The sequence below is a fragment of the Allobosea sp. TND4EK4 genome, assembly GCF_900156025.1.
Taxonomy (GTDB): domain Bacteria; phylum Pseudomonadota; class Alphaproteobacteria; order Rhizobiales; family Beijerinckiaceae; genus Allobosea.
Genome location: NZ_FTMO01000002.1, coordinates 15754 through 29974, shown reverse-complemented (window position 1 = coordinate 29974; position 14221 = coordinate 15754). Strand labels below are relative to the sequence as shown.

15 protein-coding genes are annotated in these 14221 nt (G+C 66.8%); 4 read left to right on the top strand and 11 right to left on the bottom strand.

The window, feature by feature from the left end; all coding sequences use genetic code 11:
* The 8 genes from BW981_RS05090 to BW981_RS05055 form a co-directional block, all read right to left on the bottom strand.
* A complete protein-coding gene (locus BW981_RS05090) occupies window positions 1–1374 on the bottom strand; it encodes an MBOAT family O-acyltransferase (protein ID WP_076436936.1) in 1374 nt (457 codons plus the stop codon).
* Window positions 1375–1474: 100 nt separating this feature from the next.
* Complete coding sequence (locus BW981_RS05085) at window positions 1475–2488, bottom strand: MsnO8 family LLM class oxidoreductase (RefSeq protein WP_076436934.1); 1014 nt, start codon at window positions 2486–2488, stop codon at window positions 1475–1477.
* A 54-nt stretch (window positions 2489–2542) separates the two neighbouring features.
* Window positions 2543–3499 (bottom strand): ABC transporter substrate-binding protein, encoded by a 957-nt coding sequence (locus tag BW981_RS05080; RefSeq protein WP_076436932.1) that lies wholly within the window; start codon window positions 3497–3499, stop codon window positions 2543–2545.
* A 10-nt stretch (window positions 3500–3509) separates the two neighbouring features.
* A complete protein-coding gene (locus BW981_RS05075) occupies window positions 3510–4268 on the bottom strand; it encodes an ABC transporter ATP-binding protein (RefSeq protein ID WP_076436930.1) in 759 nt (252 codons plus the stop codon).
* A complete protein-coding gene (locus BW981_RS05070) occupies window positions 4261–5025 on the bottom strand; it encodes an ABC transporter permease (RefSeq protein WP_244560230.1) in 765 nt (254 codons plus the stop codon). The genes BW981_RS05075 and BW981_RS05070 overlap by 8 nt, the downstream gene beginning before the upstream one ends.
* Before the next feature lie 323 nt (window positions 5026–5348).
* Window positions 5349–6878: an acyl-CoA carboxylase subunit beta gene (locus BW981_RS05065; protein ID WP_076436926.1), complete on the bottom strand. Its 1530-nt coding sequence runs from the start codon at window positions 6876–6878 to the stop codon at window positions 5349–5351.
* Between the two features lie 176 nt (window positions 6879–7054).
* A complete protein-coding gene (locus BW981_RS05060) occupies window positions 7055–7843 on the bottom strand; it encodes an ATP12 family chaperone protein (RefSeq protein WP_076436925.1) in 789 nt (262 codons plus the stop codon).
* 74 nt (window positions 7844–7917) lie between these two features.
* Window positions 7918–8916: a P1 family peptidase gene (locus tag BW981_RS05055; protein WP_076436923.1), complete on the bottom strand. Its 999-nt coding sequence runs from the start codon at window positions 8914–8916 to the stop codon at window positions 7918–7920.
* A gap of 172 nt (window positions 8917–9088) precedes the next feature.
* Between BW981_RS05055 and BW981_RS05050 the strand changes: the two genes are divergently transcribed.
* Window positions 9089–9745: a Spy/CpxP family protein refolding chaperone gene (locus BW981_RS05050; protein WP_076436921.1), complete on the top strand. Its 657-nt coding sequence runs from the start codon at window positions 9089–9091 to the stop codon at window positions 9743–9745.
* A 115-nt stretch (window positions 9746–9860) separates the two neighbouring features.
* Complete coding sequence (locus tag BW981_RS05045; RefSeq protein WP_076436919.1) at window positions 9861–10577, top strand: MgtC/SapB family protein; 717 nt, start codon at window positions 9861–9863, stop codon at window positions 10575–10577.
* A 40-nt stretch (window positions 10578–10617) separates the two neighbouring features.
* On the opposite strand, the gene BW981_RS05040 is transcribed toward BW981_RS05045, so the two are convergent.
* A complete protein-coding gene (locus BW981_RS05040) occupies window positions 10618–10860 on the bottom strand; it encodes a hypothetical protein (RefSeq protein ID WP_076436918.1) in 243 nt (80 codons plus the stop codon).
* A gap of 210 nt (window positions 10861–11070) precedes the next feature.
* Between BW981_RS05040 and BW981_RS22960 the strand changes: the two genes are divergently transcribed.
* A complete protein-coding gene (locus BW981_RS22960; RefSeq protein WP_175624053.1) occupies window positions 11071–11223 on the top strand; it encodes a hypothetical protein in 153 nt (50 codons plus the stop codon).
* A gap of 36 nt (window positions 11224–11259) precedes the next feature.
* On the opposite strand, the gene BW981_RS05035 is transcribed toward BW981_RS22960, so the two are convergent.
* Window positions 11260–11850 (bottom strand): NnrU family protein, encoded by a 591-nt coding sequence (locus tag BW981_RS05035; RefSeq protein WP_076436916.1) that lies wholly within the window; start codon window positions 11848–11850, stop codon window positions 11260–11262.
* A 208-nt stretch (window positions 11851–12058) separates the two neighbouring features.
* Here BW981_RS05035 and BW981_RS05030 point away from each other — a divergent pair, with 208 nt between their 5' ends.
* Complete coding sequence (locus BW981_RS05030; protein WP_175624052.1) at window positions 12059–13348, top strand: HNH endonuclease; 1290 nt, start codon at window positions 12059–12061, stop codon at window positions 13346–13348.
* Between the two features lie 235 nt (window positions 13349–13583).
* On the opposite strand, the gene rpsD is transcribed toward BW981_RS05030, so the two are convergent.
* Window positions 13584–14201: a 30S ribosomal protein S4 gene (gene rpsD, locus BW981_RS05025; protein WP_076436912.1), complete on the bottom strand. Its 618-nt coding sequence runs from the start codon at window positions 14199–14201 to the stop codon at window positions 13584–13586.
* Window positions 14202–14221 lie beyond the last annotated feature (20 nt).

Genomic DNA, 14221 nt, shown 5'->3' with positions numbered 1-14221 from the left:
TCAGAACTGGAAGTAGATGAACTCATAATTGGCGTCTTCGCCGATCTTGAGCAGGACGATTACGAACAGCAGGCCGAGCAGCACGGCGAGCCAGCGGGCGGGCGGCAGCCGGTGGACGAGGGTCCAGGCGGTCGGGCCCAGGATGGCGAAGGCGGCGGCCGGGAGCAGCGCTCGCCATTTGAAGCCGGTCCCGAGGGGGGCAAGCCCAAACAGGCCCTTGTAGATCGCCAGCGCAGCTTCGAAGTTCGTCGCGCGGAACAGCACCCAGCACAGCGTCACGAACAGGAAGGTGAGCAGCCAGCCGAGCGCGGCCGGCATCTGCCAGCCGGCCCTGCGCCAGAACAGGGCGACGATGAGCGCCAGACCATGGGCAACGCCCCAGGCGACGAAGGTGAGGCCGGCCCCGTGCCAGAGCCCGCCCAGCGCCATGGTGGCGAAGAGCGCCCAGACCTGCGTCGGCAGGCCCGAGCGCGAGCCGCCCAGCGGGATGTAGAGGTAGTCGCGCAGGAAGCGCGACAAGGTCATGTGCCAGCGCCGCCAGAAATCCTGGATCGAGAGCGAGCGATAGGGCGCCTCGAAGTTCTGCGGCAGCACGATGCCGAAGAGCAGGGCCAGGCCCAGCGCCATGTCGGTATAACCCGAAAAGTCGAAGTAGATCTGGAAGGTGAAGGCCAGCGTCGCCTGCCAGGCCTCCGCCATGCTGATCACCTTGCCGGCGGCGGCAGCGGCGAAAACCGGGTTGGCGTATTCGGCGAGCGGATCGCCGATCATGACCTTCTTGGCGAGGCCGAATGTCAGCAGGATCAGCCCCCGGGCGAAGCGCTCGGCGGCGTCCGGCCGCGCGTAAGGCCGTTCGTCGAACTGGTGCATGATCTCGCGCCAGCGCACCAGCGGGCCGGCCAGCACCTGCGGAAAGAAGGCGATGTAGAGCGCGTAGCGGACGAGATCGAAGCGCGGCGCCTGCCCGCGCCGGAGATCGGTCAGGTACATGATGTGGTGGAAGGTGAAGAAGGAGATCCCGAGCGGCAGGGCCAGCTCGAGCTTCGGTGCCGGCAAACCCGGAATCATCCCAGCGAGATCGGCGAAGAAGTTGAAGTATTTGAACAGCGCCAGAACGGCGAGATTGGCGATGATCGCAAGGGTGATCAGACCCCCGGCCTTCGTCTTCTGGAACGCCTCGGCGATGAGCCAGTTCAGCCCGATGGACAGCAGCAGCAGCGGCAGGAAGCGCCAGTCCCACCAGCCGTAGAAGGCGAAGGACAGCGCGACCAGCAGCGGCAGACGCCAGCGCGGCGCGAAGCGCTCCGCGAGCCCGTGCAGAGCGAGCGCCAGCGGCAGGAAGGCGAGCAGGAAGACGAAGGAATTGAACAGCATCGCGACTGGCAGGCGGCGGGAATGGTTGCCGCCTTAGCCGATTATGCAGGGGCTGTCATGTCCGCCTCCGCCAGGCCCGACCGCCGCATCGCGGGCACCCTCATCGCTCCAGCTCGAACTCCCGTGCGAGCAGTTCATAGTTGCGCAGGCGCAGGGGCGGATCATCGAGGAAGTCCTGGATCATGAATTCCTCTACGCCGGTGGTGTCTGCCATGCGCCGAAGCCTTGCCTTCACGCCGGCCGGCGTGCCGACGAGGAAGGCCGGCCAGTCCTCGTCGCCGGCTGCGACCATGCCGCCCATGATCGCGACGGCCTCGTCGAGCGTCGGCAGGTGCTCGACCATGATGCGCTCAGGCTTGCGACGCTGGCGGAAAACGGCGCGGACGGGCATGGCGAGGCGCTCCGCCTCCTCCGGCGTCTCGCCGATGATGACGCGGACGGCGATGAAGGCCTGCGGCGCGGCGATGCCCGCGGCATAGGTCGAGGGCCGGAAAGCGGCGCGATAGGCCGCCATGGAATGCGGCGCCTGCTCCGGCTTGTGGAACGCGCTGCAGGCGAGGCCGAGGCCGAGCATGGCGGCGCGCTGCGCGCTTTCCTCGCTGACCGCCAGAATCCAGGGCAGCGGGCCTGGTGGCTCGTCGCGCATGATGCCGATGCCATGGAAGGGAGAGGCCGGGGGCAGGTCGTTGCCGAGCCAGCTGATCAGTTCCTCGACGCGTTCCGCGTGATCGTCCGGCAGCTCGATCTCGCGCAGGCGCTTCAGCGCCCGATCGGCGAGAGGCCCCGCCGTCGCCCGGCCAATGCCGACATCGATCCGGCCCGGAAAGAGCGCGTTCAGCGTGCGCATCGCCTCTGCGACCTTGTAGGGGCTGTAGTGGTTCAGCAGCACGCCACCCACGCCGATGCGGATGCGCGATGTGGCGCCGGCCAGCGCCGCGGCGAAGACCTCCGGCGCGGGATTGGCCTCGAAGGCGACGTCGTGATGTTCGACGATCCAGTAGCGGGTGAAGCCGAGGCGCTCGGCCTGCTGCGCCATGGTGATGGCCGTGCGCAGCGCGCCGCCCGAGGTCGAGCCCCCGGGCACGACGAGCGGATCGAGGATGGAGAGTTTCATGTAAGCCGCCGTTTTGCGAGGGGGAGGCCCCGGCTTCGGCCGGCGCCTCAGGGCTCACTTCAAGGTGAAGGCGGAGGGGGCGATCAGCTTCGCCTTCAGATCCATCGCCTTGGCCTTGGGCAGCATGCCGGCCTCGATCATGAAGGCTTGGTCCGCCGTCAGGTTGGCGACATCGGTCTCGGTCATCACCGGCGTGAAGTCGTAGAGCGGCAACTGGGCGCGGGCATCATCGATCGAGATCTTCTGCTCCTTGGCGGCGATGGCCAGCGCCTCCTCGGGGTTCTTGGCGATGAAGTCGATCGCCTTGAGGTGAGCAGCGAAATACGCTGCGACGAGGTCGGGATGCTTTTCCAGAAAGGCCGAGTTGGCGCCGATCACGGTGGTCGGCCTGATCAGGCCTTCGCCGCTGGTCAGCGGCCGGCCGCCGGCCTTCTCGACCAGGGTGACATCGGCGCCGGCGAGGGTCGCGACGTCGACCTGACCGGCGAGCAGGGCCGCGCGCGCCGTCGGCAGGTCCATGTTGATGTATTCGACATCGGCCAGGGTGAGCTTCTGCGAGACCAGGGCGGCCACCAGGAGCTGGTTCAGCACAGTGCCTTTCGGGCCCGCGATCTTCTTGCCCTTGAGATCGGCAAGCCTGGCCGGGCCGTCGGCGCGGGTCATCAGGAAATAGGCCTTGGGCGAGCGGGCATAGGCCGCGACGATCTTGAGCGGGGCACCGTTCGCCGCCGCCAGGATCGCCGAGGTGCCGCCCAGCACGCTGGCGATGTCGATCTCGCCGGCCGCTATCGCCTGCGTCTGCTGCGCGCCGGAGGTGATGACCGGCGCCTCGACCTTGATGCCGAAAGGCGCGAAGGCCGCGTCGAGAAAGCCCTTCTCGCGCATGACGATGGAGGGCAGGTTGAAGGGGGCGGTGACATAGGTGATGTGGACGACCTTCGGCTTGTCGGCCGCATGGGCCGGGCCGAACAGGAGCGCGGCGGCAAGGCCGAGCGAGGCGAAGAGTTTCATGGGGGTTCTCCTAGGAAAGAGCGGCGGGTTCAGGCCGGGCGGCGGCCGGGTCGGCCATCAACCGGGCGAGGATCGTTCGGCGGTAGCGGTTGGCCTCCGGCGCGGTCGGGTCGCGCGGGTAGGGGAGCTCGATGTTCTCGCGGCCGACGATGCGGCCGGCCTGCATTTCGAGCACTCGCTCGCCAAGCAGCACCGCCTCCTCGACATCATGGGTGACGAAGACGACCGTGGGCTTCCGGCGCTGCCAGATGCCGACGAGTTCGTTCTGCATGGCGCGGCGGGTGAAGGCGTCAAGCGCGGCGAAGGGTTCGTCGAGCAGCAACACTTCAGGTTCGAGGACGAGGGCGCGCGCGATGGCAACGCGCTGGGCCATGCCGCCGGAGAGCTGGCCTGGCATCGCTCCGGCGAAGGCTGAGAGCCCGACCAGGTCCAGCGCGGCCGTGCAGCGTGCCGCGGTCTCGTGCCTGGGCAGCCGCCCGTGCAGGCCAAAGCCGACATTGCCGCGCACGTCCAGCCAGGGCATCAGTCGCGCCTCCTGGAAGACGACGCCGATGCGCAGCGGCCCGGCCTGCGCGGGGCGCCTGATCTCCCCCTCGCTCGGTGACTCCAGCCCGGCAAGAATGCGCAGCAGCGTGGTCTTGCCGCAGCCGCTGCGGCCGACGAGGGCGGTGAAGGAGCCCTTCGGCAAGACGAGGTCGATGTCGGCCAGCGCCCTGACCTCGCCGCCATCGACGCGATAGCGGCGCCCTATGCCGACAAGTTCAAGCACGGGCCATCTCCAGGTCGCCGGCGAGCCAGGGCGCGAGCGTGCGGATCGCGAGTCGCAGCAGCAGGTCGGCCGCCAGCCCGAGCGCGCCGATGACCAGGATGCCGGCGAGCACGATGTCGGTGCGGGCGAGGTTCTCGGCGTCGACGATCATGTAGCCAAGGCCGGCGGAGGAGGCGATCAGCTCGGCGCCGACGAGCGCACGCCAGCTATAGCCGAGCCCGATGCGCAGGCCGACGACGATGGCCGGCAGGGCTGATGGCAGGACGATCCGCAGCATGATCTCGGGGCGCGCGAAGCCGCAGACGGTGCCGACATCGATCAATTTGCGGTCAACCGCGGCGAAACCGCCGCGCACGCCCAGGAAGATCGGAAAGAAGCAGGAGAGGACGATGATGCCGATCTTTTGGGTCTCGCCGATTCCGAGCCAGAGCATCAGCAGCGGCATCAGGGCGAGCGGCGGGATCTGGCGCAGGAATTCGAGCAGCGGTTCGAACGTGGCGCGAAGCGGCCGGCTCAGCACGAAGAGCAATGCCAGCGGCACGGCAAGAGTGATCGCGAACGCATAGCCGAGCGAGACGCGCCTGAGGCTGACGAGGCTGTGCCGGGCGAGTTCGCCGGAAGCGATCAGATCGCCCATCGTGTCGGCGACCGTGGCGGGGGCGGGCAACAGGAAGGCGCTGACCCAGCCCAAATGGCCGGCCAGCCACCACAGGCCGATGACGGCGGCGAAGACCGCAATGGTGATGGGGCGTAGCAATGGGGTAATGCCAAAATAGCAGGAGCGGGCTCTTCAATAGAGCCGCCTGAATCTATGGCAAGTCTGTCACGGCGAACGTATTGTCGCAGTCTATATTTGAAATATTACAAGTAAGAACTGAATTGGCTGTTCGGCTTTTTCCTCTTGACCTCGCTGGGTGCGACGCCGGCGGGATGCCCTTGCCCTTCGCCGCAGGAGCACATCGAAAGGGGCTCCCGGATGGTTTCGGAGCCTCCTGCAGCATCCTGAGGTGCCGCTGCGCGGCTCCTCAGGTCAGGGCCCCGGGACCCCCGGTGCAGATGCAAGGCTCTCGAACGCCCGTCTCACAGCGGAATGTTGTCGTGCTTGCGCCAGGGGCGTTCGACGCTCTTGGTGCGGAGCATGGCGAGTGCGCGGGCGATGCGCTTACGGGTTCCGTGCGGCATGATGACCTCGTCGACATAGCCGCGCTCGGCCGCCACGAAAGGCGACATGAAGCGGTCCTCGTATTCCTTGGTCTGGCGCGCGATGGTCTCAGGCTCGCCGCCGCGGAAGATGATCTCGACAGCGCCCTTGGCGCCCATCACTGCAATCTGGGCCGTCGGCCAGGCGTAGTTCACATCGGCGCCGACATGCTTGGAGGCCATCACGTCATAGGCGCCGCCGAAGGCCTTGCGGGTGATGATCGTGACGAGCGGCACTGTGCATTCGCTGTAGGCGTAGAGCAGCTTGGCGCCGTGCTTGATCAGGCCGCCATATTCCTGCGCCGTGCCGGGCAGGAAGCCGGGAACGTCGACGAAGGTCACGATCGGGATCTCGAAGGCGTCGCAATAGCGCACGAAGCGGGCGGCCTTGCGGGAGGCGTCGGAGTCGAGCACGCCGGCCAGCACCATCGGCTGGTTGGCGACGATGCCGACCGTGCGGCCCTCGATGCGCCCGAAGCCGGTGACGATGTTGCCGGCATAGGCCGCCTGGATCTCGAAGAAGTCGCCCTCGTCCACCGTCTTCAGGATCAGTTCCTTGATGTCGTAGGGCTTGTTGGGATTGTCGGGGACGAGCGTGTCGAGGCTCATATCAACACGGTCCGGCACGTCGAAAGACGGCCATTCCGGGACGCCGACCGTGTTGTTGGCGGGCAGGAAGTCGATCAGGCGGCGGACCTGCAGCAGCGCCTCGACGTCGTTCTCGAAGGAGCCGTCGGCGACCGAGGACTTGCTGGTGTGGACCTTGGCGCCGCCCAGTTCCTCGGAGGTGACGGTCTCGTTGGTGACGGTCTTCACCACCTCCGGGCCGGTGACGAACATGTAAGAGGTGTCGCGGACCATGAAGATGAAGTCGGTCATCGCCGGCGAATAGACGTCGCCGCCGGCACAGGGGCCCATGATCACCGAAATCTGGGGGATGACGCCGGAGGCCATCACGTTGCGCTTGAAGACCTCGCCATAGCCGCCGAGCGCCGCCACGCCCTCCTGGATGCGGGCGCCGCCGGCATCGAACAGGCCGACGATGGGCGCGCGCATCTTCAGCGCCATGTCCTGGATCTTGATGATCTTCTGGGCGTGGGTCTCGGAGAGCGAGCCGCCGAAGACGGTGAAGTCCTTGGAAAAGACGAAGACGGTGCGGCCGTTGACCGTGCCCCAGCCGGTGACGACGCCGTCGCCGGGAATCTTCTCGGCCTTCTCCATGCCGAAATCGACGCAGCGATGCTGCACGAACATGTCGAACTCCTCGAAGGAGTCCCTGTCGAGCAGGAGTTCGATCCGCTCGCGCGCCGTCAGCTTGCCGCGTTGGTGCTGCGCCGCGATGCGCTTCTCGCCGCCGCCCTTGCGGGCCCCCTCGCGGCGGGATTCGAGCTGCTCGAGAACATCTTTCATGGCGCTTAACCCCGGCTACGGATCGTTCATCCGGATTAAGCGGGGCCGGCGCGCCTGTCCACGTCCGGCCTGTGCGGCTTTCGGCTAGTCGCCTTGCGTCCTGTCGGACGCGAACTGGCGATCTCGCCTTTGGCCGATGCCTATCCTTGGGCCGATGCCTAGCCTTGGGCCGATGCCTAGCCTTGGGCCAACAACAGCACGGCGGCGTCGAATTCCCGCCGGCGGATGGCGCGGCGCTCGGCCGCCTCCTCGTCCTGGCCCCAGACCTCGATCTGGTAGTCCTCATCCAGATGGGCGGCGCTCCAGGTGGCGTCGGGATCGATCAGCCCGTTCGCCAGAGCCAGCATCAGCACGGCCGAGCCGGTCAGTGTCATGACGTTGTGAGCTCCGGCGAGGGCGATGGGTGCGGAAATCCCGGCCACCTTCCGGGCGACGGCATCGAGGGTGCCGGCCGGCTGCTCGACGAAGACGATCCCCTCCGACAGCAGGAAGCGGGCGCCGACCAGGCTCTCGACCGCCCCCAGGATCGGTTGCCAGACGGCGTTCTGGCGCTCGACCAGCGCCTCCGGCTCGCCGGCGCGGTAGCAGAGCGCGTCGGAGCCGGCATAGCGGAGGATCTCGGCGCGAACCGCCGCCTCCTGCTCGACGACGCCATCGAGTGCCGAGTTGACCAGCCGGGTCAGCGGCATCGCGGCGGGGTCGATCCTCTCGGCCTGCGCCTGCCACTCTGCCGCCAGGGCCTCGGCGACGGAGCGGGAGGCGACGGCAAGGGCCTTGCGAGCGGGGGTCTTGGCCGTGCGGCCGTCGAGGGCGACGTGGTGCAGGCCGTCGCGCTCGATGACCCCGGCTTCCTTGTAGAAGCGGGCGGGAAGGGGATTGCGCATCGCCTGCTGGGCGGCGGCAACGGGGTCTGGCTGGCGCGCGCCGGGCGAGCCGAAACGGGCAAGGAAATCGTCGGTCGACATGCCGCAGCCTTAGCCGATCGGATCGCGGAGGGGAATTCCGCTTGTGGCTTGGCGGAAGGGCCCGGCCGGCGGGTTCAGTCGCCGAAGCGATCCTGCCAGGATGGCAGCGCGCGGGCGAAAGGCAGGGCCGTCGCCGCATGGATGCCCCGGGCCACCGCGCGGGCGAGAACATCGGCCGCCGTCGCGCAAAGCTCGGTCAGCGCGAAGGCGTCGGATGGCGCGCCGCTATAGCCGGTCGCGGCGGCGAAGACGATGTCGCCGTCGAGCGGGGCGTGGGCGGGGCGAAGCGCCCGGCCGAGCCCGTCATGGGCGGCGAGCGCCAGCCGCTTGGCCTGTGCCTTCGTGAGGACCGCGTCGGTGGCGACCAGCGCGATCGTCGTGTTCTGGCCGGTGCCGCCCTTGAAGCGCAGGGCAAGATCGTCAGGGCTGATCTTTTCCGGCCAGCCGCGCCCGCCGAACTCGCCGTCCTGCTCGTAGGGCGCCGCCCAGAAATGCGGGCCGTCGCCGATGGTGGCGCTGCCGACCGCGTTGACCGCGACCACCGCGCCGACCATCTGGCCTGTCGCGGCCCGCGCGCTGGCGGAGCCGAGCCCGCCCTTGAGGTTGACGGTGGTGGCGCCGAAGCCGGCGCCGGCGGTGCCGAGCGCGAATTCCGTGGCGGCGGTTGCTGCAGCCTCGGCGCCGAGCCGGCGATAGGGCGATTCACGGGTTCCGGCCGCCCAGCTCTTGTCGCCGCCATTGGCGAGATCGAACAGGATCGCCTGCGGCACGATGGGAATGCGGTGGCCGGCGACCGGGAAGCCGCGGCCCTGGCTCGCGAGCCAGCTCATCGCGCCGTCCGCCGCGCTCAAGCCCCAGGCCGAGCCGCCGGAGAGGACGATGGCGTCGATGTGCTCCACCGTCATCTCCGGCTCGAGCAAGGCGGTGTCGCGGGTGCCGGGGCCGCCGCCGAGCACGGCGGCCGAGGCCGTGGTCGGCCTGTCGAAGAGGATGGCGGTGACACCCGTGGCCGCGGCCGTATCATGGGCGTTGCCGACGCTGACGCCGCGGACATCTGTGAGGAGATTGCGCATGAGCGGGATCCGAAGCCGAACCGAATCGTGCCGGGCACGTTAGGCTTCACATTACGATCTTTTCATCCTCGGGCCATTCGGGGGTCACGGGCAGCAGGCGATGGTGGCTTCATCGCCGATCGGCTTCGAGACCCGTCCGGGCGAATTCGGATCGTCCTCACAGGAGATGTCCATGAAACGCATCGCGCTCATTGCAGCCTCGTCCATCGTGGCGTTGACGGGGACCTTCGCCCTCGCCCAGCCGCAGCCGATTCCGCCGGCTGGCGGCGACCGCAAGCCGGAGCAGACCGAGAGCCGCGAGCAGCGCCGCGACGACTGGCGCCAGCAGCGCGTCGAGCGGATGAAGGCGCGCCTCGACGAGCGGCTCGGCCGCGTCCGCGAGGAACTCAAGCTGAAGCCCGAACAGGTTGCATCCTGGGACCGGCTGGAGGCCTTGATCCGGCAGCGCTCCACGGAAGGCGGCAATCGCTGGGAGGCGATGCGCGAGATGCGCGAGCGCCTGCGGCACGCCGACCTGATGGAGCGCATCGAAGCGCGCGCGCAAAGGCTGGGCGACCGGGCTGCTCACGCCAAGGAGCTCGCCGATGCGGTTCGCCCGCTCTGGTCGACGCTCAGCGACGAGCAGAAGACGGTGCTGCGCCGCTCGGTGCGCGAGGCGATGGGCCAGGGGCGCGAGCGCATGCGCGAGATGCGGGCCTGGCACGGACGCTGGGACCGGGGTGACCATGACGGCGATCGCGGTCCGCGCCACTGGCGCGACGATCGCCGGGATAATCGTCGCGGCGGGCCAGACGGACCGGGCCGGTTCGGCGGCGACGACGACGAGTAAGCTGAGGCCGGCTGCTCGCAGCCCTTAGCCCTGTGACGCAACGAGGCCCGTTTCCGGCTGCTTGTCGGGAGCGGGCCTTCATGCGAAGGACCGCCCGCAACGCGAGCCGGCGGCCATGCGCTTCATCCAGACCTTCGACCTCTACCCCTTCCTCGATTCCGTCGTCAGCCTCGCGTCCGCCTTCGTGCTGGGCATGCTGATCGGGGCCGAGCGGCAGTATCGCCAGCGCACGGCCGGCCTGCGCACCGCGGTGCTGGTGGCGGTCGGGGCAGCCGCCTTCGTCGATCTCGCGATGCGGCTGGGCCATGCCGATGGCGCGATCCGCGTCATCGCCTATGTGGTCTCCGGCATCGGCTTTCTCGGCGCCGGCGTGATCATGAAGGAGGGCATGAACGTCCGCGGCCTCAACACCGCCGCGACGCTCTGGTGCTCGGCTGCCGTGGGCGCCTGCACGGGTGCGGACATGGTGGCGGAAGGCGCGCTGATCACGCTCTTCGTGATTGCTGGCAACACGCTGCTGCGGCCGCTCGTCAACGCGATCAATCGCATCCCGCTCAACGAACAGGCGCTGGAGGCGACCTACGAGGTCGTCGTCACGACGAGCGCTTCCGCGCTGGCGCAGGTGCGCGAGACCCTGGTGGAGTATCTCGAGGCGGCGCAATATCCGGTGAGCGACGTGACCACGCAGGAGCGCGGCGAGGAGTCCGTCGAGATCGTCGCCAAGCTGATCAGCACCGCGATTGCCCGCAAGGAGCTGGATCAGGTCGTCGACCGCATCTCCGGGCTGCCCGGCGTCAGCCATGCCACCTGGGAGAGCAGCACGGCCGATTGAGGCGGCCGTGCCCGTCGTCGCGGGAGAGGAGGCGGGGCGTTCAGCCGCCGACCGCGTCGTTGACGCATTTCTTGGTGAAGCTGGTCTTGGCCGCGCCGGCGAGCTTCCTGTCGGCCGCCTGCTTGTCGCAGGAGGCGGTCGCGTCCTTCTGGCACTTGGTCAGGAAACTCGTCTTGGCGGCCCCGGCCAGCTTCTTGTCGCCGGCCTGGACGGAACAGCTCTGGGCATAGGCGAAGCTCGCCGAGCAGGAGAGCGCGAGGGCGAGCAGCAGGGTCTTGGTCATGCGAATCTCTCTCGGAGAACCACGGGCGGCTATGACGCTACGGCATTGAGGCAGGAGTGGGAACAGGAAAGCACCGGCTCCCATCCCGATTCCGCAATGTACGGCAAGGGGCGGAACGCGTTGGCTTTTCGCGATTCACCATAACGATTCAGTTTGGATTCACGCCTTCCTGTTTACGTCTCGTCAGGAACTGCGATGCGAGGGCGAAGCATGAAGCAGCACTGGTTGACCTGGGGGATGAGAGCCTTCATCGGCTCCGTCTTCGTTCTGTCCCTTTTCGGGCCGTACACGATATCGATCCTGATCGGATGCCTGTGCATCGGCTGCTATTGCTTCCGCGACGAGGTCGGCTCGCATCTGTGAGGCGAGGGCTGCGCCCGCGCCCGGCTGCCGGCCGGTTCAGCCGCGGGTGATGACCGGCACGCCGATCAGCAGCGGGTGGAGCCAGAGCGCGAAGACGACATAGAGCGCGAGCCCCGCGACGATCGCGATCACGTCGCGGCGGCCGAAGGCGACCGGGCCCATCGCCGCCAAGCGCGCGATCTCCTCCGGGCGGCGCTTCACCGAGATGCGTGCCATCACCGCCCAGGCGAGGAAGCCGCCAAACAGGAGCATGCTGCCGAGATCGCCATTGGCGAGGAGATGGGCGGTGGCCCAGATCTTCACCGCCAGCAGCATCGGGTGCTTGACGCGCGACAGGAGCCAGGAGGGCCGCTTGCCGACGGCCAGCAGGATGAAGATCGGCAGGTTGAGCAGCAGCGCCAGATGCCGCGTCCAGACCGGCGGCTCCCAGACGACCGTATAGCCGGCCGCGCGCTGGAGGCCGTAGCCATAGATCAGCAGCCCGAAGCCGATGATGGAGACGGCCGAATACAGCCCCTTGTAGCCGCCCGCGCCGAACCGCTCGATCAGCCTTGCGCGCAAATCGCGCTTCATCGTGACGGCGTGCATGCCGAGAAACAGGACGAGGCCGAGAATCAGCAGGAGCATGCGGGGAACGCCTCAGGTTGGAGCGGTTCCAACCATGGACCGGCGGGGTGGGGCCTGCAACTGGGCGGGGGCGTCAGTAGCACTAGCGGATTCTTCAGATCCGCTAGTAGCAGGCCCAGCGGCAGAGCAGCGTCGAAAGGTCGTTGGGCAGCCTCAAGAGCCGAACAGGCCTGTATTCGCGACCTGATACAGGAAACAGTTGCTCTCGGTGACCGACTCCGTCACCTGTATTGACTCCAGCCCCGGCCTGATCTTCTTTGTATGTTCCTTGTTGGGGGCGCTAGTGAGGAACAGCCTGCACTGCATCTTCTGCCGAGAGGTCCTTCAGGGCCGGGGGAGCTGGGAGCATATTCTGCTCAACGCCTTTGGCGGGAAAGCGAAGACCAAAACGCTGTCCTGCGCGATGTGCAATAATAAGCTGGGCGGCACGATTGACCGGGAACTGGCCGAGCAATTCACTTTAGTCCGCAACCTATTTGAGATGGTCTCAGGAGACGGCCGGGACGCCCCGTCCCTCTACAAAGTCCAAGCAGGAAACCGAAAGATCAACCTGTTAGGGAACGGCAGGGTCACGTTGGCAGGAAGGCCATTCACCGTTGAGGAGTTGGGTGGCGGGCAGTTCCGTGTGGCGATTAACGTCCAGAGCTTGGATGAGCTAGAAGCAGTAATCCCGCATATCGTGGCAAAGACGGGGATCGCGGAGGATAGACTGCGCGAGCAACTTGCCGGCGCTCAGTTCACCGATACTCAGGATCGACCCGGCATAATCAGTCACAAATACTCATTGGGCGGCGAGGGTGCCATGCGGGCGGTTGCGAAAGCCTGCTTGCTGCTATGGGGAAGAACGCTCGGGAATGAGGAGGCGCAGAAACCGGAGTATGATGAGGTCCGTAGTTTCATCCGCAATGGAAGCGCGGATTTTCTGAGTGCGAGAACCTTCTTAGATAGCCGCCCGTTAGCCCGCGCGGACGAGGTCGAAAAAGCGTACGGCCCGCTGTTTAACTTCGTCGGTGTAACCAGCGACGCGCGTGGCAAGGTGGTAGGGCACTTTACTGTCTACAACCTCCTTGGGTTTCAGGTCGTGCTTGCGGAAGGTGGCGCGGCCCCCTGTAAAACCGTCAGTCTCGCCAACAATCCGCTTGATCCGAAAATCTGGTCCGACAAGGCAGATAAAGTTGGAAGTCTTCTGGATGCGGATTGGCTGGCAGTGCCGAGCTTCGAGACCGACGAATACCGTCGCCGCTCCGTCGCGATGATGGAGTCCTACTATCGCATCATAGGAGCGCGCGCTGTTGGCCGGATCGTAGACCGCGTTTGCGCCCGCTATGGTTTTGCGGGAGACGATCCGATACCGCCCGAAATGCTCAACCTCATCCAAGAAGAGATCGCAGTGAGAGTTGCCCATAACATCGCAGGTCTCCCACTGACCATTCCAGTTTCTCCAGAAGAAATTGCAGGGAGTGTCCGGAAAGCGAAGAAGGGTGAACCCACCAGCTGATCGACACCTCGGTCGTGCGGGTTCATCTACAGGGTACGACAGGAAAATAGAGAGCAGTAGCCTACGCAGTTTCGAGAGCTGTGCATCGGGAGCGTATGACGGCCGAAGCAAAGGCTCAACAGCCAAGCCGAAAGTGCGCCGAAGGCCCGCCTGCGAAAGCGAAAGGGGACGGCGATTGCTCGCCATCCCCTTGGATATCTCTGGCAGGCGGGCCTTTTGGCCCGCCTGCGTTCGATCAGCGCGAGTAGAACTCGATGACCAGGTTCGGTTCCATCTGCACCGCATAGGGCACGTCCGTCAGCGTCGGCGTGCGGGTGTAGGTGGCGGAGAACTTGGTGTGGTCGGCGTCGATGTAGTCCGGCACGTCACGCTCGGCGAGAGCGGCCGACTCGATGACGATGGCGAGCTGGCGCGAGCTCTCCTTGACCGCGATCACGTCGCCCGGCTTGACCTGGTAGGAGGCGATGTTGACGCGCTTGCCGTTCACGGTGATGTGGCCGTGGTTGACGAACTGGCGGGCGGCGAAGACAGTCGGCACGAACTTGGCGCGGTAGATCACCGCGTCCAGGCGGCGCTCGAGCAGGCCGATCAGGTTCTCGCCCGAGTCGCCCTTCAGGCGGATCGCCTCGGCGTAGTAGCGGCGGAACTGCTTCTCGGAGATCGAGCCGTAATAGCCCTTCAGCTTCTGCTTGGCGCGCAGCTGCGTGCCGAAGTCGGACGGCTTGCCCTTGCGGCGCTGGCCGTGCTGGCCGGGGCCGTATTCGCGGCGGTTGACCGGGGACTTCGGGCGGCCCCAGATGTTCTGACCGAGGCGGCGGTCAATCTTGTATTTCGCCTCATGGCGCTTCGACATGTCGCGTGTCCTCTCAGGTT